This is a genomic window from Alistipes timonensis JC136, from assembly GCF_900107675.1.
Classification (GTDB): domain Bacteria; phylum Bacteroidota; class Bacteroidia; order Bacteroidales; family Rikenellaceae; genus Alistipes; species Alistipes timonensis.
Genome location: NZ_FNRI01000005.1, coordinates 250681 through 270798, shown reverse-complemented (window position 1 = coordinate 270798; position 20118 = coordinate 250681). Strand labels below are relative to the sequence as shown.

Annotated in this window: 25 protein-coding genes; 11 read left to right on the top strand and 14 right to left on the bottom strand. The window is 58.4% G+C overall.

The genetic code is table 11. From position 1 onward, the window contains the following. Nucleotides 1-10 precede the first annotated feature (10 nt). The 10 genes from BLU78_RS08750 to BLU78_RS08710 form a co-directional block, all read right to left on the bottom strand. Nucleotides 11-388 carry a hypothetical protein gene (locus BLU78_RS08750; protein WP_010260709.1) on the bottom strand — a complete coding sequence of 126 codons (378 nt, stop codon included), beginning with the start codon at nucleotides 386-388 and terminating at the stop codon, nucleotides 11-13. A 2-nt stretch (nucleotides 389-390) separates the two neighbouring features. Next, complete coding sequence (locus BLU78_RS08745) at nucleotides 391-843, bottom strand: hypothetical protein (RefSeq protein WP_231290750.1); 453 nt, start codon at nucleotides 841-843, stop codon at nucleotides 391-393. A 34-nt stretch (nucleotides 844-877) separates the two neighbouring features. Then, nucleotides 878-1012, bottom strand: coding sequence for a hypothetical protein (locus BLU78_RS14300; RefSeq protein ID WP_261797737.1), 135 nt, complete (start codon nucleotides 1010-1012; stop codon nucleotides 878-880). Nucleotides 1013-1185: 173 nt separating this feature from the next. Continuing rightward, the gene (locus BLU78_RS08740; protein ID WP_010260701.1) at nucleotides 1186-1806 is read right to left on the bottom strand and encodes a P-loop NTPase family protein; all 621 of its coding nucleotides are present in this window, start codon (nucleotides 1804-1806) and stop codon (nucleotides 1186-1188) included. A gap of 3 nt (nucleotides 1807-1809) precedes the next feature. Next, complete coding sequence (locus BLU78_RS08735) at nucleotides 1810-2682, bottom strand: AAA family ATPase (RefSeq protein WP_010260697.1); 873 nt, start codon at nucleotides 2680-2682, stop codon at nucleotides 1810-1812. A gap of 25 nt (nucleotides 2683-2707) precedes the next feature. Continuing rightward, nucleotides 2708-4699, bottom strand: a complete 1992-nt coding sequence (locus BLU78_RS08730; protein ID WP_026020644.1) for a helix-turn-helix domain-containing protein — start codon at nucleotides 4697-4699, stop codon at nucleotides 2708-2710. A gap of 63 nt (nucleotides 4700-4762) precedes the next feature. Then, the gene (locus BLU78_RS08725) at nucleotides 4763-4993 is read right to left on the bottom strand and encodes a hypothetical protein (protein ID WP_010260693.1); all 231 of its coding nucleotides are present in this window, start codon (nucleotides 4991-4993) and stop codon (nucleotides 4763-4765) included. Between the two features lie 3 nt (nucleotides 4994-4996). Further along, a complete protein-coding gene (locus BLU78_RS08720; protein ID WP_010260684.1) occupies nucleotides 4997-5221 on the bottom strand; it encodes a hypothetical protein in 225 nt (74 codons plus the stop codon). A gap of 4 nt (nucleotides 5222-5225) precedes the next feature. Beyond that, on the bottom strand, nucleotides 5226-5510 hold the full coding sequence (locus BLU78_RS08715; protein ID WP_010260681.1) for a hypothetical protein: 285 nt from the start codon (nucleotides 5508-5510) through the stop codon (nucleotides 5226-5228). A gap of 4 nt (nucleotides 5511-5514) precedes the next feature. Next, nucleotides 5515-5922 carry a hypothetical protein gene (locus BLU78_RS08710; protein ID WP_231290749.1) on the bottom strand — a complete coding sequence of 136 codons (408 nt, stop codon included), beginning with the start codon at nucleotides 5920-5922 and terminating at the stop codon, nucleotides 5515-5517. 30 nt (nucleotides 5923-5952) lie between these two features. Here BLU78_RS08710 and BLU78_RS08705 point away from each other — a divergent pair, with 30 nt between their 5' ends. Together BLU78_RS08705 and BLU78_RS08700 are read left to right on the top strand one after the other, a co-directional pair. Beyond that, nucleotides 5953-6600 carry a S24 family peptidase gene (locus tag BLU78_RS08705; RefSeq protein WP_143029379.1) on the top strand — a complete coding sequence of 216 codons (648 nt, stop codon included), beginning with the start codon at nucleotides 5953-5955 and terminating at the stop codon, nucleotides 6598-6600. 701 nt (nucleotides 6601-7301) lie between these two features. After that, a complete protein-coding gene (locus tag BLU78_RS08700; RefSeq protein WP_020693171.1) occupies nucleotides 7302-7622 on the top strand; it encodes a DMT family transporter in 321 nt (106 codons plus the stop codon). Here the strand turns inward: BLU78_RS08700 and BLU78_RS08695 are convergent. Further along, nucleotides 7619-8497: a DMT family transporter gene (locus BLU78_RS08695; RefSeq protein WP_010260669.1), complete on the bottom strand. Its 879-nt coding sequence runs from the start codon at nucleotides 8495-8497 to the stop codon at nucleotides 7619-7621. The two genes, BLU78_RS08700 and BLU78_RS08695, sit on opposite strands and share 4 nt — an antisense overlap. A gap of 148 nt (nucleotides 8498-8645) precedes the next feature. Here BLU78_RS08695 and secDF point away from each other — a divergent pair, with 148 nt between their 5' ends. From secDF to BLU78_RS08650, 9 genes are all read left to right on the top strand, one after another. Beyond that, nucleotides 8646-11672, top strand: a complete 3027-nt coding sequence (gene secDF, locus BLU78_RS08690) for a protein translocase subunit SecDF (RefSeq protein ID WP_010260666.1) — start codon at nucleotides 8646-8648, stop codon at nucleotides 11670-11672. Between the two features lie 148 nt (nucleotides 11673-11820). After that, nucleotides 11821-12216, top strand: coding sequence for a hypothetical protein (locus BLU78_RS08685; RefSeq protein WP_010260663.1), 396 nt, complete (start codon nucleotides 11821-11823; stop codon nucleotides 12214-12216). Beyond that, complete coding sequence (gene coaE / locus BLU78_RS08680; protein ID WP_010260660.1) at nucleotides 12216-12806, top strand: dephospho-CoA kinase; 591 nt, start codon at nucleotides 12216-12218, stop codon at nucleotides 12804-12806. Before BLU78_RS08685 ends, coaE begins: the two co-directional genes overlap by 1 nt. Continuing rightward, the gene (folP, locus tag BLU78_RS08675; protein ID WP_455692605.1) at nucleotides 12787-13611 is read left to right on the top strand and encodes a dihydropteroate synthase; all 825 of its coding nucleotides are present in this window, start codon (nucleotides 12787-12789) and stop codon (nucleotides 13609-13611) included. The genes coaE and folP overlap by 20 nt, the downstream gene beginning before the upstream one ends. After that, nucleotides 13608-14258 carry an ABC transporter ATP-binding protein gene (locus BLU78_RS08670; protein WP_010260656.1) on the top strand — a complete coding sequence of 217 codons (651 nt, stop codon included), beginning with the start codon at nucleotides 13608-13610 and terminating at the stop codon, nucleotides 14256-14258. Before folP ends, BLU78_RS08670 begins: the two co-directional genes overlap by 4 nt. After that, nucleotides 14242-15024 (top strand): TIGR02757 family protein, encoded by a 783-nt coding sequence (locus BLU78_RS08665; RefSeq protein WP_010260654.1) that lies wholly within the window; start codon nucleotides 14242-14244, stop codon nucleotides 15022-15024. Before BLU78_RS08670 ends, BLU78_RS08665 begins: the two co-directional genes overlap by 17 nt. Nucleotide 15025: 1 nt before the next feature. Further along, on the top strand, nucleotides 15026-15727 hold the full coding sequence (locus tag BLU78_RS08660) for a tRNA1(Val) (adenine(37)-N6)-methyltransferase (protein WP_010260651.1): 702 nt from the start codon (nucleotides 15026-15028) through the stop codon (nucleotides 15725-15727). A gap of 53 nt (nucleotides 15728-15780) precedes the next feature. Then, the gene (locus tag BLU78_RS08655; RefSeq protein ID WP_026020642.1) at nucleotides 15781-16674 is read left to right on the top strand and encodes a DUF4831 family protein; all 894 of its coding nucleotides are present in this window, start codon (nucleotides 15781-15783) and stop codon (nucleotides 16672-16674) included. A gap of 12 nt (nucleotides 16675-16686) precedes the next feature. Next, nucleotides 16687-17343: a hypothetical protein gene (locus tag BLU78_RS08650; protein ID WP_010260646.1), complete on the top strand. Its 657-nt coding sequence runs from the start codon at nucleotides 16687-16689 to the stop codon at nucleotides 17341-17343. Here BLU78_RS08650 and BLU78_RS08645 read toward each other — a convergent pair. The 3 genes from BLU78_RS08645 to radA form a co-directional block, all read right to left on the bottom strand. Then, complete coding sequence (locus tag BLU78_RS08645) at nucleotides 17340-17663, bottom strand: thioredoxin family protein (protein WP_010260644.1); 324 nt, start codon at nucleotides 17661-17663, stop codon at nucleotides 17340-17342. The genes BLU78_RS08650 and BLU78_RS08645 overlap by 4 nt on opposite strands. A 19-nt stretch (nucleotides 17664-17682) precedes the next feature. Then, nucleotides 17683-18648 (bottom strand): NAD-dependent epimerase/dehydratase family protein, encoded by a 966-nt coding sequence (locus BLU78_RS08640; RefSeq protein WP_044106230.1) that lies wholly within the window; start codon nucleotides 18646-18648, stop codon nucleotides 17683-17685. A gap of 96 nt (nucleotides 18649-18744) precedes the next feature. Next, entirely contained in the window at nucleotides 18745-20118 is a 1374-nt protein-coding gene (gene radA, locus BLU78_RS08635; RefSeq protein ID WP_010260639.1) for a DNA repair protein RadA, read from the bottom strand.

Below are 20118 nucleotides of genomic sequence, written 5' to 3'. Positions count from 1 at the left end.
TTGTATTTGATTAGAATAATGTAAACTGCCGGATTTCGAAGATGCGAACGTTAATGGCTTTCTTCATGGCCGCCGGGAGTGGATTGTCCTCGGTGTCGAAGGTCAAAAATTCACCGAGTACCCATAGCCTGGCATCCCGCTCCGTCACGAAGTCGCCCCATTTACGGCCAGGATAGCATCCCCCGCCGCATTTCCCCGCCTGGAAGTCGTAGCCCGCGGTCCAAACACCGTCCTGTTGGCCCAGATGGATTTTTGCGTGTTCGTATCCGTCGATGTAGACGATCTCGGTCTTGAATGCTCCCGGATGCAGCACGGGATAATTCTCCCACGGCTGCGGGAGCCGCGTGCGATTATCGACGCGCAGGTTTTCGTAGGGGTTCTTTTCCATTGTCAGCAAATCGGGCCGCCTTCCAGCGGCATATAAATAACCTGTTCTTTGGCCGTCTCCGGCCGAGACGACAGCCTCGGCTCCGGCCGCTGGGGGTTCAACCCGCCACGGCGTTCGATGCCGCGAAGTTTGACGGTCAGCGCGGCCAGCTCCTCCGGGCCGAGATCGTAGAACTCCGCTCCGGCAATTCGTTTGTCGCGGCAGAAAGCATTGATTCGCGGCCAGTCGGTCGTATCGACGCCCAACCGCTGGATTACGTGCAGCGCTTGAGAACGCCGCTTTCGGAGCAGCTCCCGCTGTCCGCTCTTGGGGTCTTTCAGCGACCCGTCCAGCGCGTCGCACATAGTTTTATATTCGGCCTCGAACATCTTCCGGAGGCTTGCCGTCCGCCCGCCCGTATACTGTCGTACAAGGCGCTCCTTCATTTCGTCGTCATGAACCGGAAGGCGGTTCATGAGGACGTAAAATCTTGAATAGTTACCCATAGCTTTACTCTAAAATGATATTCCACAAAGAACCTTCTCGGACGACATCTACCCCGTAGGTATCATCCTGTACGAGCATAATCACCTCGTAATCACCGGGGAACTCCTCCAGCTTTTCTTTCAATTCCGCTACTGTCATAGTTTTATCTGTTTATGTATAATCAGTGGTACATTTCGTCCCGTATATCATCCGCGTGACGCGCTAAGTACTGCAGTAATGCCTGCAAGTCTTCGTCATAGTGATATAGGCCCCCGTCAACGTAAGCCTCCCATACGTCCATGACGCTGTTTTGTCTGACTTCAATCATAGCTCTATTTGTTTAGGTAATACTTGTATGCTCCTTCCTCCCAAATGGTGAAATAGGCCCCGGCTCCGTCGACATAACGGCCGTGACAATAGGCCCTAAACCCGATGGTGCTGATCTTTACACCCGCATCGAACTTGAGGTCGTTCGCGGGCTTACCTTTCGGGCGGCCCTTGTAGTTCTGCGAAACGAAGATGAACGATTTACGCGGGAAGCGGTCCAGCAGCAGGGCCTTGATCTTCGGAAAGGTCATCCCCGTATACTGCACCGAGTCGATGAAAACGAAATTCGCGCTCTTGGGCTTCGCCAGCCGCTCGGCCAGCTCCTCCATCGTTATATTCGTGACGGCCTTGAACCTTCCGGCAACTTCATCCATCTGCAGCCGGATCGTGCGGCGTTTGAACGAAAGGTTTGCGCCTTCCTCCAGGCTGATGTAATCGACCTTCCCGAACTTGCAGAGTTCCTTTGCCAGGAGCATTACGAACGTACTCTTTCCGCTGGTCGACTCGCCGTCGATGAACCACCGCTCATACCGGGAAGGACGGCCGAACGCCGCCCGCCATTCCCCCTCCAGGGGGAGTTCCGGAATTTGCAGCCGCGCAATCTCTTTCGGTGAATAGGCCCGCATAGGTTACTCCTCCTCGCCTTTGGTGATCAGCGTGTGAACGCGGCGAAGGCTGCCGTCGCTCTTGCGGGCGATCTGTTTGTAGTCGACTCCTTCCGGCACGTTGGCCTGGGCGATCAACGCGGCCTGGCCCATCAAAAACTTTCGCCTCTCCTCACCTTCGGGCGGGGTAATGCTGTTGTACTTATCGCCGCAACGGCTGCGTATCTCGGCAAAGCCCACCGTTTTGAACTCGACACCGCGCTCCAGCTTGGCTCTGAAGCCGTCCGCCCCCATGAGATACCACGAGCAGCACCCCTCCGTACCGTTCCACATAGCCTTAATTTCCAGGAACGCCTCGTATACGAGGTCGCCGACCTCGTCGAGGACGATTTGCGGATGGTCGAGGGTCCGCAGGTAGAATACCAGATCGTCGAAGATATCCGCGTACTTGCCGACGGAGTTCAGCCCAAACTCACGGGCAATATACCGGAATAGTCGTTGCTTGGTTTTGACCATCGAGCAGTCGACATACACAACATTCGGGTGGCTTTTGGCGTGATGTTTAGCGGCGAAGGACTTGCCGATGTTCGGCAAATCGCAGAACATTCCCGAAAGGCTGTTTTTACGGCACAGCTCCAGCTGCGAACAGAGATATTCGAACGTCGGGGTCTTTACGATCTTCCATTCGGGCTCGTCGTTGAGACTCACTCCCAAACGGCGGGCAATGGACATCCATTTGGCGTCGCTGAGTTTCTGATCGGTCTTGCCCTTCTTGATCTCGCTGTAAACCGAGGAGGTGATACCGAGCGCGACGGCGTGCTTACTGTCGGTTGCGTAGTTCTGTCTGTTGGTGGATATCGCCAACACGATTCGGGTTTTGATGTCGTCTGCAATCATATTCTAATAGTGTTATATTGTCATTCTAAAGGTCTTGTTTGGCCTTGCGGGCGTAATCGATGTCGAAGCTAAATTCGTCCGGCAGGTCCGCTTCGACGACGGGGGCCGCTTCGACAATCTCCGGCCTTTCGGTCGGCATATCGCAGGGGAGTATCTTCACCTTCTGAATCTTCTCGCGGCGGATCATAGCGTCGAACTGCGCAACGTATTTCGACTGCTCCTGGTAGTTTTGCGCATCCGCTTCGGTCTGCTCAGCTGCAGCCTCGCTATACAGCCCTATAGGGGCGCATGTTGCGATGAAATTGTTGTCCTGGTATAAGTACACTTCCGAAACATTTCCGTCGGCATCGGGCATATAAAAGGCTTCCACGGTGTAGTCGTTCGGCGCAAGCCGCGCAATCAGCTCCGGCGACGGCAGGCCGAACTTCACGCCGCGAACGGTGCAGTACATATTGCGGCGGATCGACGTGCGGGTGCGCTCACCGATGAAGCGGTACAGCAGCGCCTTTCCGACGGGCGACAGGTTCGGGTTCTGATTCTCGCAGAGTACCTGCCAGCGCGTGAGGCCAGGGTACATTTTCTGATTCGGGTGCAGCTGGCTATTGTATGTTGCGATAGCCTGTATATCCTCGGCCACCAGCTGCTCATAGGTGTAGGTCGTCTCCTTATAGGTGTTGTTATATTGGTCGTAGACCTTCTCGACTTTCGGACGGTTCGTCTCCAGCCGGGCGTACCAGCGTCCGATACCGACCTGTGTGCGTTTCTCGACACCGTACTTCTTCGCCCGGTTGAAATGCTCGGCGCGTTTTTCCTGCGAGTTGCCGGGGTTACACCAGCGGACGAACGGGAACACGACGCCCGCGCGGATCAGCCCGTCGGCGAAATTGCTTACCAGGTGATGCTCTACTTCGACCTCGGCCGGACAGTTCCAGCCCTGGCGGTCGATCAGCTGGAACATATTGCGGATGCAGTCGAGGAACAGATCGGCCGTCTTGAGACGGTTGTACGCATAGCCGATCACGCAGCCGCTTGCGACATCGTAGGCGTAATATGCCTTGACACGGTTTCCGTCAGCCATCTTGCGCGGCAGGTCGCGGTCATCGAGCGACACCTTGGAGAAAGCCCATACCGGGGCTTTGCGGTTATGGTGCGGGCGGTATTCGTTATTGAAGTCCCAAGCGGTGCTATGCAGCTTCGCCCGGAGCGCCCGGTTTTTCGGATTGTTCAGATAGTTGGCGACGGTCGTTTCGCTCAGTGCTACCGGATCGCCGTTTTTGTCCGTGAAGTCCTCCGGGTCGAACAATTCCCCGGTTTCGGGGTCGTACACGTCCAGCTCGCCGCACACGAACTGATTATACATTTCGGCTACAGTCGTATTGAAGGGACGCTGCGGCAGGCTGTCAAGAGAGAGGATCAACCGTTCGGTCTTGTAGTTCACCTTGCGGGAGTTCTGATTCTGGAACTTGCCCGAAACAAGGCTGACATAACCCAGCTTGTTGAACTCGGACACCTTTTTGCGGAAGCGCAGCGTGCTTTCCGGCAGAGTGTGCCCGTATTCCTGTTTGAAATAGGCGACTGCGGCCGCCATTTCGTCCCATTGCACCCGGCCACCCATCTGCGCACGCCGCAGGGCCTTTGTGTTCGCCATCAGGCGCAGCACCGCACGGATCACCGAAGCATTCACCGTGTACTCCAGCTGTTTTTCGGGCGGCAGCGGATCGCCGTTTTCGAACCGGAACGTCGAGGAGTAGAACGTGCGCGCCTCGGCGTCGATGGTGTAATTGCTCCGGAACCACTCATGTAATTTCATTGCTCCCCCTTCCGGATAAACCTCCTTTACCTTTTCCCTATACTTGCTGGGCAGGCTGTCAACAACAACCAGCGCACGCTGGCCTCGGCAAGCCCGGCGGGCGACCGTTATCTTGCCACGCGCAGACAGCTGCTTGTAGTTCGACGGGGTCATTACAGCCGTCAGCTCGCTGGCTGTCATGCAAAGTATGTTATTGTAGTACTCCATGATACTGTTATTTGTCGCTCCCGCCCAGGACGCGAGCCTGGGTGTTTGCCAATCGGGATTGTGTTAATCAAAAATTTCGTCTATACCGTCTGCGGCCTCAAGTACCTGGTCGCGTATCGTTTCGATGGTGTCGATTGCGTTCTGAGCTTGCTCGCCTTGTTCAGAGTCTTGGAGGGATTCCGGGGTATTGTCGTATGCTGCCTGTTCCTCGTCGTACAGGACATCAAGGCGGGCGTAGATGTCGCGCAGTTCTTGCTGGATGTCTCGGAGTTGATTGCGTCGTTGGTTGTTCATGGCTTATCGGATTTTATCGACACAAAGACCGTCGGGAGTCATGCTGAGCATGAAACCTTCGCCGATAAGTTTGTTGATAACCGAAGGAACGCACTCGGTGATGTGGAGCCGGAATTTGGTTGTCCCGATAGGGCCGACAAAGTTATTCTCCGGCAGGTTGATGCTTACCTTTGTCGAATGGTGGTGGGAGATTACCTCCAGCGCGGCGTTGAATTGTTCCTGTGTCATAGCTTTATGCGTTAATTTCTCGTTTCAGTTCTGCAATCATGCGCTCAAGTTCATCGCGCCAATCATCAATAGATTGCCTCAAGATTTCCATCCGATTGTTGTCTAAATCATCAAGCATTCCTTCAAGGAATTGCAGGTCCTCTTTGTGTCGGTCACATTGCTTGACGAGCATATCGTTCTCGGCGATTTCCACCGCACGGATGGCATCCTGTTGGGAAACTCCGAACGCTCCGCTCATTTCGAGTGTGAGGCTTTCGTTGATGTAGGCTTTTGCCCGTGTGCTTTTCATGGTTTTATTTGTTTATGGTTAATTCGGTGAGGAAGGCGCGGCCGTGGCGACAGCTCATGTCGCACGCATTATGGAAAAAACAGCTCTTATCGAGACGGTGCGGGCAGGTTGCTCTGAAAATTTCGGTAACGCGCTGCACTTCGGGTTCGGCCATCTGCCCCGTGAACAGGCGACCGCCCCGCTGGATAGCCGCAGCTCGGAGCATATTTGCGTGCGATGAATTGATCGTATATTTTAAGGCCCGGTCGAGTGTCGCACGGGTGATCTTAAAGGTTCGCACCATTTCCGCTTTTACCGGAGTCGGAAGTAAGATTTGCTTTACCATAGTTGTTTTTATCGAATTTTCTTTAACTTTGGAGCGTTGCAACAATGTATCAACGCTGCAAATATCGTGAGATATTTCGATATTCACAAATTTTATAGTGAGATATTTCGTTTTTTTATGCAAAAAATAGAGACAATTCACGAGAGGATAAGCGTCCTTGTCAATGAATACGGGGATCGCAAAAACACGGTATTCGCAGATTTAATCGGTGAAAATGAAGCAAATATAAGAGGATACAGGACGAAGATTATCCCCAAGTATCCCGTATTGGAGAAAATCGTGAAAAGTCTCGATGTTTCCGCAGAGTGGTTGCTTACGGGAAATGGGCCAATGAAAAAGGAGATTGACCCTACCATCAACCAGAACGGCGTGGGGGTTCCCTATTTTGACGTTGATTTTTGTGGCGGGTTCGATATGATGCTGAACGATCAAACGGCCGTCCCGACTGGATATATTAATTTTCCTCAATACAATAGAGCCGACAGTTGGGCCAATATTTCGGGACACTCAATGGAGCCACTGATCAGCCACGGCGACATCATCGCCCTGCGTAAGATCGAAAACTGGCAGACTTTCATCCTCTATGGGGAAATATACGGTATTATGACTGAGGAATACCGGACGGTCAAACGAATTCGGAAGTCCGATAATCCGGATAATTTACTTCTTGAACCTATCAATAAAAATTACGATTCGACCGAAATCCCAAAGGCTGTCATTACCGGAGTGTGGCAGGTACTTGGATGCGCGAAAAGGCTGTTTTAAGGCCCTGACACGTCCACAAAAGGGTGGGCGCACACTTTTTATCACAGTGTCTTGTGTTAATATGCTGGTTTATAGACATTTAATTTATATCATCACAAAGTAATGCAGGGCAGTTTCCTACCTCTATAAGCCCGAATTATGGCGTTATATAGCGAACTTAGGGCATTTTCATGCTTTTTAGAGGGGGTAAAAATCCGGGATTTGTAACCCCATTGCCAAAAAAATGTAACCCCATTGTGTAACCCCAATAGTAACCCCAATCGCTTTTTTGCTGTTTTTGGGAGTGGCACGATGGAAAGGCCGAACAGGGGCGTTTTACCACACTTTGAAGGTGATATAAACGACCTTTGTGCGGCCTTAAATCCCCGTTAGACGTATTCCGGGGCCATATTACACGAAAAAGGGCGTAAATCGCTTGATTACGCCCTTCAAAGTTATACAGACATTATAGCGGCCGCTGGAATTTGCCGCGTTTATTATAGCCAAATTACACGAAATTATACGCTTCGTTTTTTGCGGCGCATCCGGGGTTTGACGCTTATCTTACTGTATTACAATACACTTGCGTCTGTTTTCTGTCTATCCTTTTATATACGTTTCGTTATCCCCCTTATAAAGGGCGCGGTTCCGGAAACGGGGCCGCGCCCTTTTTTTGTCCGGGACGTAAAATTTGTTATCTTGCCAACAAAAAACTGTTTCCGATGGCTTGGTTGTATCTGATTTTGGCAGGACTTTTCGAGATGGGGTGGCCGCTGGGGTTTAAACTGGCGAACCTCAATCCGCGCTATCATCTTCTTTTTCTGGCTGTGGCCGTCGTTTCGATGGGCGTGAGCGGCTGGCTGCTCTATATTGCGCAGAAAACAATCCCGATGGGCACGGCCTACATGATCTGGACGGGTATCGGGGGCATGGGTACCGTGATTCTGGGCATCGTCTTTTTCCACGACGCCGTGACCTTCTGGCGGATGTTCTTTCTCTCGCTGGTTTTCATCGGCATCGTCGGCCTGAAGATGGTGCATTAGGCCCGCTCCGCCCGCCACATTCCGTAGAGGATCAGCGCCGCCCCGGCCAGCGCCGCAAGGGTGATGCGTTCGCCGATGCAGAGCGCCGCCACGAGGATCGTCACCAGCGGGTTGAAGTAGATGTAGTTGGTCGTGCGCACGGTTCCCAGCCTGTGCATCACGGCGTTCCAGAGCACGTAGCAGAGCATCGAGGCGATGACCCCGAGGAACAGCAGGTTGCCCCAGACCACCGGGCGCGCGAGCACCTCCCATTCCACCGCAAAGGGCCGGAAGGCAAAGAACGGAAGAATGGTCAGCAATCCGTAGAAAAAGACTTTCCGGGTGATGAAGATGGCGGGGTAGCGGCCTCCGATGCGTTTGATGACCAGCGAATAGACCATCCACAGCAACGCCGCCGACAGCGCCAGCATATCGCCCCGCGGCGACAGGTTCAGCACGAAATGGCCGTTGAGGACCACGAGCACCATCCCCGCGAAAGCCAGCGCCGACCCTGCGAGCTGCCGCCGTGACATCCGTTCGCCGCGGTAGAAGAGGCTCATCGCCACGGCCGTCCATACGGGCGCCGTGCAGACGATCAGCGACACGTTCGAAGCCGGGGCGTACTCCAGGGCGATGTTCTCGGTGAGAAAATAGAGCGATCCGCCGCTCAGTCCCGCCGCTGCCAGCAGCAACTCGTCGCGCAGGTTCGCAGCCCACATGCGCCGGGCCGCGAAAGGCCAGATGCAGACGTAGGCCGTCGCGAACCGCAGCAGGAATATCTCCGCCGGGGTCAGCGAGTTGGCGATCAGCACCTTGGTCGAGACGAACGTCGCGCCCCACACCGTGACGGTGAACAGCGCCGCGAGGTGGTATTTGTATTCCGGGTATTTTGTCATGCGGCTCCAAAAATACGGATTTTTTGGCTTCTGACGCTAATTTCCACCTGCCGAACCCGCGTTATTTAATTCTTTTTTCCTATCTTTGCGTGCTATTATGCGTAATGACAAGAATTACAACAAATAATAACAACTATTTTTCATTCAAATGCAAAGCAAAGGTTTTATTAAACTCATCGCGGTCCTGCTGGGCCTCGCATGCGTTTACCAGCTCTCGTTTACGTTCAAAACGCGTGGCGTAGAGAAAAAGGCGGCTGCGTATGCCGCGCAGTTCCCCCTCGACCAGCAGGCCGAGGCCGAACAGCACTACCTCGATTCGGTGCAAAACCTGTCGGTTTATAACCTGGGCTTCCGTAAGTTCACTTACAAGGAGTGCAAGGAGAAGGAACTGAACTTGGGTCTCGACCTCAAGGGCGGTATGAACGTCATGCTGGAGGTGCAGGTAGAGGACGTCATCAAGGCGCTCGCCGGCGACAGCCAGAACGACCCCGCTTTCGTCCAGGCCATTGCCGAGGCGACCGAGGCTATGAAGCAGGGCACGTCGAGCGACTATATCGGCGACTTTGTGAAGGCTTATTCGCGTCTGTCGAACGGTCGTTCCATCGCCGAGATCTTCGTAAGCCCCGACCGTAAGGACATTACGCTCGAGAGCCCGGACGGCGACGTCGAGAAAATCCTGAAGAAGGAGACCGAGGCTGCCATCAACGCGTCGTTCAACGTGTTGCGCAGCCGTATCGACCACTTCGGCGTTACGCAGCCCAACATCATGCGCCTGCCCAACTCGCACCGCATTCTGGTCGAGCTTCCGGGCGTGAAGGAGCCGCAGCGCGTCCGCGACCTGTTGCAGGGCACCGCTTCGCTGGAGTTCTGGACCACCTACGATGCCAACGAGGTGCTGCCGGCGCTGGTTGCAGCCGACAAGCTCATCAAGACCGAACTGGAGCAGGCTCCCGTGGTTACGGAACCCGAGACCGTTTCCGCCGAGGCTGAGGCCGCTGCCGAGACTGCCGCTGCCGGCGACCTGATCGCCGAGGTCGGCGCCGCCGATTCGACCGCCACGGCTCAGGTTGAAGGCGACGAGCTGCGCTATGACCGCGCGCAGAACCCGCTCTTTGCCGTTCTCAATCCCCGCTTTGCGGGCGGAGCCGCCATCGGTGCCGCCTACAAGGCCGACATGGCCGCCGTGAACGAGTACCTCGCCCAGCCCGCCGTGCGCGAGCTGTTCCCCGCCGACATCCTGTTCAAATGGGGCGTCAAAGGCGACGACAAGATCGACGGCCGCTTCTACCTCTATGCCATCCGGGTTTCGACTCCCGACGGCAAGGCTCCGCTCGACGGTTCGGTCGTTACCGAAGCTACCGAGCAGTATGCCCAGCGCGGCGCTACGGCCGAGGTTTCGATGACCATGAACGCCGAGGGTACCTCGGAGTGGTCGCGCATGACGGGCGAGAACATCGGCAAATGCATCGCCATCGTCCTCGACGGTTATGTCTACTCGGCTCCCCGCGTCAATTCGAAGATCGACAAGGGCCAGTCGCAGATCACCGGCGATTTCACCATCCAGGAGGCCAAGGACCTTGCCAACGTGCTCAACTCGGGTAAGGTTCCCGCTCCCGCCAAGATCATCCAGGATACGGTCGTAGGCCCTTCGCTGGGCCAGGAGTCGATCAACGCCGGTATGATGTCGTTCGTGATCGCCTTTATCCTCGTCCTGCTCTACATGGGTCTGTTCTACAAGACCGCAGGTTGGATGTCCGACATCGCGCTGCTGACCAATGTCTTCCTGCTGATGGGCGTGCTCGTTTCGTTCGGCGCCGTGCTGACCCTGCCGGGTATCGCGGGTATCGTGCTGACGATGGGTATGGCTGTCGATGCCAACGTCATCATCTACGAGCGTATCAAAGAGGAGCTCCGCGGCGGCAAGGGCCTTTCGCTGGCCATCAAGGACGGTTTCTCGAAAGCCTACTCGGCCATCATCGACGGTAACCTGACGACGATCATCACGGGTATCGTGCTGTTCATCTTCGGTAACGGTCCCGTCCAGGGCTTCGCAACGACCCTTATCATCGGTATCATCACCTCGTTCTTCAGCGCCATCTTCATCACGCGCCTGCTGATCGAGTGGATCGTCGGCAAGTGGGGGCACATCTCCTTCTCGCGCAAGTGGTCGGAGAATTTCCTCAATAACACGCATGTCGATTTCATCGCCAAGCGCAAGGTGGCTTACTACATCTCCGCAGCCCTGATCGTCTTGTCGTGCGTATCGTTCTTCGCCCGCGGTCTGAACCTCGGCGCCGAGTTCACCGGCGGCCGTGCCTATGTGATCCGTTTCGACCAGCCCGTTTCGGCCGAAGAGGTTCGCCAGAATATCGAGCAGGCTTTCTCGCAGTTCGCCGATGCCGACGCTTCGTCGATCAGCTCCGAGGTGAAGCAGTACGGCAAGGAGAACCAGATGCGCATCGTGACTCAGTACCGTTACGACGATACGTCGGACGAGGCTACGGCCGAGGTCGAGAAGATCATCTACGACGCCCTGAAGCCGCTCTACTCGTATGACATTACCTTCGAGCAGTTCCGCAATACGCAGACCGACGCCAACGGTATCCTGACGGCCGACAAGATCGGCCCCTCGATCGCCAAGGACATGACCTGGAACGCCATCTATTCGGTGCTCTTCTCGCTCATCGCCATCGGTCTTTACATCACCTTCCGCTTCAAGCGCTGGCAGTGGGCTTCGGGTGCTACGGCGGCCCTGGCGTTCAACGCGCTGTTCATCATCGGTATCTTCTCGATGTTCTACGGACTGCTGCCCTTCAACCTCGAAGTGAACCAGGCGTTCATCGCGGCGATCCTGACGATCATCGGTTACGCCATCAACGACACCGTGGTGGTCTTCGACCGTATCCGCGAGTTCCTGGGGCTCTATCCCAAGCGCAACCTCAAGGAGAATGTGAACAACGCCATCAACTCGACGCTGTCGCGTACGATCAACACCTCGGGTACGACGCTCGTGACGCTGCTGGCCATCTTCTTCTTCGGCGGCGAGACGATCCGCGGCTTCATCTTCGCGCTGATTATCGGCGTGGTCGTAGGTACGGCCGCCACGATCTTCCTCGCAACGCCGATCGCTTATGACCTGATGGCCAAGCGAGCCAAGGTCGACGGGGAGAAATAATCCGCAAAGGTAATTTCTTTGAATAAGGACCGCTCTTGCAAAGGGCGGTCCTTTTTTTGCAGGGTGCCGGCAGTGTTCCGCAATGGCCAAATAAATTTGGCATTGCGCGCGGCTTGTATTATCTTTGCGTAGAGAATCTATCCGCACTATGGAAAATTTGCTGAAATGGAAGCACCGCTACGTGTCGCCGGTTTTTCTGGCACTTCTGGTCGCGTCGTTCATCCTGTGGTATATCGCCAAACTGAGCTATACGTATACCGCCGAACAGACCGTGAAGGTGAGCGTCGACGGACAGCCTTTCGAGGTTACGTGCGTGGTCGAGGGCGTCGGCACGAACCTCTTCGGCTACCGGGTCTACATGAACAAGACGCTGCGCATCCCGCTCACGGACCTCAAGACGAAGCGCTCGCACGAGGAGGGGCACGAGGGAAAACTCATCATCGACCCGCAGTCGTTGCAGAATGCCCTTGTACCGCGTTTCAGCGATATTAAGATTATCTCCGTCGGGGACATTCCCGAAATTAACGTCCCTGAGAACCCATGATGAAGGTCGGAATCACAGGGGGCATCGGCAGCGGCAAAAGTACGGTTTGCCGCCTTTTCGCACAGCGGGGCGTCGCGGTCTACGACTCCGATGCCGAAGCCAAGCGGCTGATGGCGGAGAGCCCGGAATTGCGGGCCGCTGTTTCGGCCCGTTTCGGTGCCGAAGCCTATGCCGGCGGCGCGCTGAACCGCCCGTACCTCGCCGGAAAGGTCTTTTCCGACCCGGCGGCTCTGGCCGACCTGAACGCGCTGGTCCACCCGGCTGTTCTCGCGGATTTCGCCGCATGGGCCGAACGGCAGGAGGGCAGTTATGTGATCCTCGAAAGCGCCATCCTTTTTGACGCGGGACTGGAGGACTCGGTCGACCGGACCGTTGCCGTCCTCGCTCCGCTGGAGCTGCGCCTCGAACGCACCTGCCGCCGCGACAAGTGCGATCCCGAAGCGGTCCGCCGCCGCATTGCCGCCCAGTCGGACGACGATGTGCTGAGCGAAAAGGCCGATTATACCCTTGTCAATATCTTCGAACCCGATCTCGAACCCACCGTTGCGGAATTGGACCGCATTTTTACCCATGAAGCAGCTGAATACTGATTTTTCCACACCGCAGGTGATGGCGATCCTGAACGTCACGCCCGATTCGTTTTACGCCGGCAGCCGCATGCCCGACGCCGACGCCGTCGAACGGCATGTTCGGGAGGCTGTGGCCGAAGGGGCGCAGTGGATCGACGTAGGGGGCTACTCCTCGCGTCCCGGAGCCGACGAGGTCCCCGCCGACGAGGAGTGGCGGCGCGTGGCGCTGGGGGTCGGAGCCGTGCGGCGGCTGGCTTCCGGCATGACGGTTTCGGTCGACACGTTCCGCAGCGAGGTGGCTGCAAAGGCCATAGAGGAGTTCGGGCCGCTGGTCATCAACGACATCTCCGCCGGGGAACTCGACCCCGCGATGCTCTCCGTCGCCGCGAAATACCACGTTCCCTATATCGCCATGCACATGAAGGGCGATCCCCGTACGATGCAGTCGCAGACCGACTACCGGCGCGACATCACCACCGAGGTCGTGGACTATTTCCGCATGCGCACCGAAGCGATGCTTGCGGCGGGTATCCGGCCTGAAAATATCATCCTCGACCCCGGCTTCGGCTTCGCCAAGACCACGGAGCAGAACTACGAACTCCTGGCGGGCCTGCACCGCCTCTGCGCACTGGGCTATCCCGTGCTGGCGGGTCTTTCGCGCAAGTCGATGATCTATAAGGTGCTCGATGCGACGCCCGCCGAATCCCTCGCCGGAACCATCGCATTGGGCTGGGAGTGTCTGCGGCAGGGGGCGAAGATTCTGCGCGTCCACGATGTGCGGGAAGCTGCCGATACGGTCAGACTGTTCAACATGTTCCGCCGATGATACGAGTTACCGACATACATAAGAGTTTCGGCACGCTCGAAGTGCTGAAAGGCGTTTCGCTCGACGTGGCGCAGGGCGAGGTGGTTTCTATCGTGGGGGCCAGCGGCGCCGGGAAGACCACGCTCCTGCAGATCATGGGAACCCTTTCGCGGCCCGACAGCGGGCGTGTGGAGATCGGCGGGGAGGATGTTTCGTCGCTGGGCGACAAGGCCCTTTCGAAGTTCCGCAACGAGCGCATCGGCTTCGTCTTCCAGTTCCACCACCTGCTTGCGGAGTTCTCGGCTTTCGAGAATGTCTGCATCCCGGGGCTGATCGGCCGGCGTCCCCGCGCCGAGGTCGAGCGCCGCGCCGCCGAACTGCTCGACATGATGGGGCTCGCATCGCGCCGCGACCATAAGCCCGGACAGCTCTCGGGCGGCGAGCAGCAGCGCGTGGCCATCGCCCGGGCGCTGGTCAATTCGCCTGCGGTGCTGTTGGCCGACGAACCCTCGGGCAACCTCGATTCGCACAACCGCGACGAGATCCACCGCCTGTTTTTCGAATTGCGTGAGAAGTTGGGCCAGACCATCGTCATCGTGACCCACGACGAAAACCTCGCCGCGATGGCCGACCGGAAGATCACCATGTCCGATGGAACGATTCTCTGACGACGACCTGCGGGAGTTGCTGGAAGCCCTGCACGACAAATACAACCGTCCCGAATTTATCCCCGACGACCCGATTGCGGTGCCGCACCGTTACACCGGGCGCGCCGACCGTGAGATCGCGGGTTTCTTCTCCGCCACCATCGCGTGGGGCAACCGCAAAGCCATCGTCCGCAGCGGCCACCGCATGATGCACTTCATGGACGACGCTCCGGCGGATTTCGTCCGCAATGCTTCGGAGCGCGAACTGGCGCTGCTCTCCTCCTATGTACACCGCACTTTCAACGGGCAGGACTTGCGCGATTTCGTGCTGGCCCTGCGGCGCATGGAGGAGTGCCACGGAGGTATCGGGAACTTCTTCGAGGAGCGTTACGAGGCGACGCATGATATGCCTGCCGTATTGGCCGACTTCCGGCGCGCGTTTTTCGCCGGGGACCATGCTCCGCGGTGCGAAAAGCACCTCTCGGCGATTGAAAAGGGCGCGGCCTGCAAACGGCTCTGCATGTACCTGCGGTGGATGGTGCGCCGCGACGACCGGGGTGTGGATTTCGGCATGTGGCGGCGTATTCCGATGTCGGCCCTCTACCTGCCGTTGGACCTCCATGTCGGCAATATGGGGCGTGCGCTGGGACTGCTGGCCCGCCGCCAGAACGACTGGCGCGCTGTGGAGGAGATCACCGCTGCGCTCCGCCGGTTCGATGCGGCGGACCCCGTGCGGTACGATTTTTCGTTGTTCGGCGCCGGGATTGACAACTATCTGAAAGTGTAGTATGTTCAGATTCAAACAGTTTTCTATTCGTCAGGACCGCTGCCCGATGAAGGTCGGCACCGACGGCGTTCTGCTGGGGGCCTGGGCCGGGGTGCGGCCCTGCGACCGGCGGATGCTCGACATCGGCACCGGCACGGGGCTGATCGCCCTGATGCTGGCCCAGCGGGCCCCGGAGGCATATATTACAGGTGTCGACATCGACGACGTTTCGCAGGCCCGCGAGAATGCCGACGCTTCGCCGTGGGGCGGCAGGGTAGCCTTCGAGCGGTGTCCCGTGCAGGAGTTCGCAGCGCCGGAAACGTTCGACCTGATTGTTTCGAATCCGCCTTTTTTCGTCGATTCGCTCACGTGTCCCGACGAAGGCCGCACGGCGGTGCGCCATGCCGTGCACCTGCCTTTCGATGACCTGCGCGACGCCGTCCTCCGCCTGCTGGCCCCTGCGGGCCGCTTCGCCGTGATCCTCCCCACGCCCGAGGCTGCGCGTTTCCTTGCGGTCTGTGCCGGGCGACTGGCCCTCACGCGGCGTACCGACGTGCGTACCACGCCCCGCCGTCCGGCCAAACGGGCGCTGATGGAGTTCGTCCGCGCGGATGGGGGCACGGAAGAGCCCGAAACCTCGGAGCTGGTTGTCGGCACGGGCGAACACGAGTGCTACACCCACGAATACCGCGCCCTGACCCGCGATTTTTACCTGAAATTTTGACGGCTCACGAAAAAAAGTTACATTTGTCGTATTGCAATAAAAAGATCCGGACCATGAAACTCAGACTTTTGGCATTTGCCCTGCTGCTCACGGGCGGCGTTTCGGCACAGAACCCATACATCGCCCTGCAGGGTGCGAACGAGACCGCCTCGGGCGTGGCCATCGCCCAGCCGCGCACGATTCTCGCCGTGGACGTTACGGTCGAGCGTGACCTGACCCTTACGGGGCCTTATGCGCGTTATGCGCAGAAATACCTCGGCGTGCGCGCTCCGCTGGCCGACAAGACGACGTGGAGCATCACCGGGGCGCAGATCGCCCTGTTGGACCGCGATACCTACCTCAATGCCGGGGCTCCTGCACCCGCTTCGACGCGCACCTTCAACCATGCCGCCTCCGACGAGGAGTTTGCGCGCCTGCAGCCCGATAAGACCGACATGACGACCCCTGCGCTGGAAGACGCCGCGCGTGCCGCCGCCAATCAGATCTTCTCGCTGCGCCGTCACCGCATCGAACTCATCACGGGCGAAGCCGGCGAGAACGTCTTCGGCGAGGGCCTCAAAGCCGCTCTGGCCGAGATCGACCGCATGGAGCAGAGCTATCTGGAACTGTTTCTCGGCAAGCGTACCGTTTCGACCGAGACCCGCCGCTATGTGGTCTATCCGCAGGCCGACAAGAAACAATATATCGTTTGCCGCTTCAGTCCGGCGGCCGGACTGCTGCCCGACAGCGACCTTTCGGGCGACATCGTGCTGTTGCAGATCGAACCTTCGGGCAATACGAAATGCGACCTCGAGGCCGGTCCGAAGGAGACTTCGGTCGTGGCGTGCCGCGTCGCCGATCCTTCGGCATGCACCGTCCTTTCGGGCGGCCGTGAATATGCCCGTGCCGTGCTTCCGGTCTTCGAATTCGGCCGCACGATCAACGTCGCACTGCCGCGCCGCAAATAATCCCGTACCGATATGGATTTCACCTCTCGGATGGCCGCGCTGCTCGGGGCCTTCCGCCGTGAGCGCAACGGGGCCGTGGCCGACTCGATGCGTTTCTACGGCAAGTCTTACGGCCTGAACTACGGCGTGAGCCTCCCGACGCTCCGCACGCTGGCGCGTGCCGGGGGCACCGACCACGAATTTGCCAAATACCTGTATTTGCAGGATGTCCGCTGCCTGCGGCTCGCGGCGTTCCATATCGCCGATCCGGCGCGCCTCATACCCGCCGAATTTGCTTTCTGGGGCGGCGGACTGCTCAACTCCGAACTGGCCGAAGAGGCCGCTTTCGCTCTGCTGAGCCGCTCGGAAGCCCTTCCCGCGCTCTTCGAAGCGTGGACCGCCCCGGGAGCTCCCTGCCTCGAACAATATGCCGCTCTGATGGCCGCCGCCCGTGCGCCGCATCCGTCTCCGGAGTGGATCGTCCCGGCAGTCGAAGCCGTGCGCCGCGCCGCTTCAGACGATGCCCCGGCCGCACGGCTGTTGGCGCAGGGCGCTGTGGCGCTGCTAACTGCCATAGGCTCCCTGAACGACGAAAACCGGCTGGCGGTGCTCCGTGCAGCCGGTTCGCTGGAGGCGTTGCCTGCCGCGGAGTATCTCCGCGGAGAGCTGGCCTGGCGCCTGGAGGCTTAAGGCAGCACGTAATCGTGCTTTTCGAGCTCGTCGAGCACATTCACCAGATGCTCGTAATCCACCCGTCCGCTCTCGCGCCACAGCACTTCGCCGCGTTGGAAAAACATCAGCGTGGGGACCGACATGATGTTGTAGCGACGCACGATCTCCGCCAGGTCAGGGTCGTCGATGTCCATGCGGTAGACATCCGCGCGGCCGTTCATCTGCTTCTGGAACCGGTCGATCACGGGATGCATCGCCCGGCACGGCCCGCACCAGACGGCGAAGAAGTCCACCAGCGTCAGCGCATCCCGCCAGATAATCTTGTCGAAATCTTTCATAGTCTCTGCTTCATTCGGTTCAACTTATCTCCACCCACGTAATTCCCGCGCGGGCCTTTTCGGCGAGTTCCTTCTCGACATAGCTGATCGTGCGGCGCAGTCCCTCGACGAGCGGCGTGCGGGGCGCCCATCCCAGTTCGCGGCGCGCCGCCGAAATGTCGGGCGTGCGGCGCCGGGCGTCGTCGACGCGGGCGTCGGTGTGCACGATCTGCGAGCGGCTGCCCGTCAGGGCGATGATCTTCTCGGCCAGCGCGCGGATCGAGACCTCGTGGTTGCTGCCGAAATTGATTGTCCGCGTGGTCTCGGTCGGCGGGGCGTCCATCAGCCGCATCAGCCCGTCCACGATGTCCTCCACCCAGCAGAACGTCCGCAGCTGCTCGCCGCTGCCGTTGATGGCGATGTCGCGGTTCTGGAGCGCCGCGACGATCATCTTCATCACCACGCGCTGGTCCATCAGGTCGGCGCCGCTGCCGTAGGTGTTGAAAATGCGGGCTATGCGGGCATCCACCCCGAATTCGGTCTGATAGGCGAGGTGCATCGCCTCGGCGGCGCGTTTGCCTTCGGTGAGGATGCGGTGCGTGGAGCAGGAGCCGGCCTCCTCGGAGGTGTCGCGGCAGTTTACGGAGTAAACGGTGCCTGCCGAGGCGAAGAGGATGCGGGCATGCTCCGTGCGGGCGGTGTCGAGGGCGTTTATCGAACCCAGCATGTTGACTTTGAGCGTTTCGACGGGCAGGGCCTTGTTGTAACGCACGCGCGACGGCGACGTGAGGTTGTAGATCTCGTCGCAGCGAATCCCGAATTGGTGGACGATGTTGTGGCGGACATACCGGAATCCCGGATGCGGGGGCATGTCGCGCAGCAGCGGCGAATTGGCGATGTCGCGTATGTCCACGCAGAAGACTTCGTGCCCTTCGTCCAGCAGACGCAGGCACAGGTGGGTGCCGATGAGTCCCACGCCGCCCAGTATGACTATTCTTTTTTGCATTTCGTTCCGTTTTTTACCGGAACAAAAGCAAAATCCATTCCATGCGGGTGTGATTCGCCGCCTGTTTTTACCGGATTTGCGTTCGGTGCAGATTTTTTAAAGGGCTTCCAGGAAGAGCGCCCGCGGGAGCTGGTCGATGCTGTTGATCGGCACGACCTCGATCCCTTTGGGACGCTTGCCGCCCTTGGCTAGGTAGCCCGAGACGATGATACGTTTGAATCCCAGCCTCGCCGCCTCGCTGATGCGCTGTTCGGTGCGGGGTGCGGGGCGCACTTCGCCCGAAAGGCCGATCTCGCCCGCACAGCAGACCCCCTCGGCCACGGGCCGGTCGTAGTAGGAGGAGATGACCGCCGCCACGACCGCGAGGTCCAACCCCGGATCGGCGACTTTGAACCCGCCTGCGAAATTCAGGAAAACGTCTTTCTGGAACATCTTCATTCCCACGCGTTTCTCCAGTACGGCCAGCAGCATGTTCATGCGCCGTCCGTCGTAGCCCGTCGTCGAACGCTGGGGAGTGCCGTATGCCGCGCCGCTCACCAGCGCTTGCACCTCGATCAGATAGGGCCTCACGCCGTCGGCCGAGGCTCCTACGGCGATGCCCGAAAGGGGCTCTTCGTAGTGGGTCAGCAGAATCTCCGACGGATTGTCGACTCCCCGCAGCCCGGCGTCGAGCATTTCGAACACCCCGATCTCGAACGTGGCGCCGAAGCGGTTTTTGATGCCCCGCAGGATGCGGTATATGTTGTTGCTGTCGCCCTCGAACTGCAGGACCACGTCGACGATGTGTTCCAGTATCTTGGGGCCGGCTATCGCGCCGTCCTTGGTGATGTGCCCGATGATGAAGATCGACGTTCCGGTCGATTTGGCGTATTTCAGCAGTGTCGCCGCGCACTCGCGGATCTGCGACACGCTTCCCGCCGACGAGTCCAGCAGGTCGGTGTAGATGGTCTGTATCGAGTCGATCACCACCAGGTCGGGACGGTGCTCGGTGATCTGCGCCACGATGTTCTCCAACAGTGTTTCGGGATAGATCAGGCACTCGTCGTTGCCGATCCCGATCCGTGCCGCGCGCATTTTGATCTGCTCGGCCGACTCCTCGCCCGAGACGTAGAGGGTTTTCAGTCCGTTGGCCGCCAGTGCGATCTGCAGCGAGAGCGTCGATTTGCCGATGCCCGGCTCGCCGCCCACCAGCACCAGCGATCCGGGAACCATGCCGCCGCCCAGTACCCGGTTGACCTCGGCATTCCCGAGGTCGATGCGCACGTGTTCGCTTTCGCGGATATCCTTCACCCGCTGGGGCTTGGCCGTGGGCAGAGGCCCCGCCACGGTCGCGGCGACCGAGCCGCTTTCACGGGCGATGATCTCCTCGGTGAAGGTGTTCCATTCGCCGCACGAGGGGCATCGTCCCAGCCATTTGGGGGCTTCGAACCCGCAGTTCTTGCAGAAATATGCCTTTTTGACTTTTGCCAT

Coding starts and splice junctions, on each gene's coding strand:
- BLU78_RS08750 (WP_010260709.1), bottom strand. CDS start 388: ATGGAAAAGAACCCCTACGAAAACCTGCGCGTCGATAATCGCACGCGG.
- BLU78_RS08745 (WP_231290750.1), bottom strand. CDS start 843: ATGAACCGCCTTCCGGTTCATGACGACGAAATGAAGGAGCGCCTTGTA.
- BLU78_RS14300 (WP_261797737.1), bottom strand. CDS start 1,012: ATGACAGTAGCGGAATTGAAAGAAAAGCTGGAGGAGTTCCCCGGTGAT.
- BLU78_RS08740 (WP_010260701.1), bottom strand. CDS start 1,806: ATGCGGGCCTATTCACCGAAAGAGATTGCGCGGCTGCAAATTCCGGAA.
- BLU78_RS08735 (WP_010260697.1), bottom strand. CDS start 2,682: ATGATTGCAGACGACATCAAAACCCGAATCGTGTTGGCGATATCCACC.
- BLU78_RS08730 (WP_026020644.1), bottom strand. CDS start 4,699: ATGGAGTACTACAATAACATACTTTGCATGACAGCCAGCGAGCTGACG.
- BLU78_RS08725 (WP_010260693.1), bottom strand. CDS start 4,993: ATGAACAACCAACGACGCAATCAACTCCGAGACATCCAGCAAGAACTG.
- BLU78_RS08720 (WP_010260684.1), bottom strand. CDS start 5,221: ATGACACAGGAACAATTCAACGCCGCGCTGGAGGTAATCTCCCACCAC.
- BLU78_RS08715 (WP_010260681.1), bottom strand. CDS start 5,510: ATGAAAAGCACACGGGCAAAAGCCTACATCAACGAAAGCCTCACACTC.
- BLU78_RS08705 (WP_143029379.1), top strand. CDS start 5,953: ATGCAAAAAATAGAGACAATTCACGAGAGGATAAGCGTCCTTGTCAAT.
- BLU78_RS08700 (WP_020693171.1), top strand. CDS start 7,302: ATGGCTTGGTTGTATCTGATTTTGGCAGGACTTTTCGAGATGGGGTGG.
- BLU78_RS08695 (WP_010260669.1), bottom strand. CDS start 8,497: ATGACAAAATACCCGGAATACAAATACCACCTCGCGGCGCTGTTCACC.
- secDF (WP_010260666.1), top strand. CDS start 8,646: ATGCAAAGCAAAGGTTTTATTAAACTCATCGCGGTCCTGCTGGGCCTC.
- BLU78_RS08685 (WP_010260663.1), top strand. CDS start 11,821: ATGGAAAATTTGCTGAAATGGAAGCACCGCTACGTGTCGCCGGTTTTT.
- coaE (WP_010260660.1), top strand. CDS start 12,216: ATGAAGGTCGGAATCACAGGGGGCATCGGCAGCGGCAAAAGTACGGTT.
- folP (WP_455692605.1), top strand. CDS start 12,787: ATGAAGCAGCTGAATACTGATTTTTCCACACCGCAGGTGATGGCGATC.
- BLU78_RS08670 (WP_010260656.1), top strand. CDS start 13,608: ATGATACGAGTTACCGACATACATAAGAGTTTCGGCACGCTCGAAGTG.
- BLU78_RS08665 (WP_010260654.1), top strand. CDS start 14,242: ATGGAACGATTCTCTGACGACGACCTGCGGGAGTTGCTGGAAGCCCTG.
- BLU78_RS08660 (WP_010260651.1), top strand. CDS start 15,026: ATGTTCAGATTCAAACAGTTTTCTATTCGTCAGGACCGCTGCCCGATG.
- BLU78_RS08655 (WP_026020642.1), top strand. CDS start 15,781: ATGAAACTCAGACTTTTGGCATTTGCCCTGCTGCTCACGGGCGGCGTT.
- BLU78_RS08650 (WP_010260646.1), top strand. CDS start 16,687: ATGGATTTCACCTCTCGGATGGCCGCGCTGCTCGGGGCCTTCCGCCGT.
- BLU78_RS08645 (WP_010260644.1), bottom strand. CDS start 17,663: ATGAAAGATTTCGACAAGATTATCTGGCGGGATGCGCTGACGCTGGTG.
- BLU78_RS08640 (WP_044106230.1), bottom strand. CDS start 18,648: ATGCAAAAAAGAATAGTCATACTGGGCGGCGTGGGACTCATCGGCACC.
- radA (WP_010260639.1), bottom strand. CDS start 20,118: ATGGCAAAAGTCAAAAAGGCATATTTCTGCAAGAACTGCGGGTTCGAA.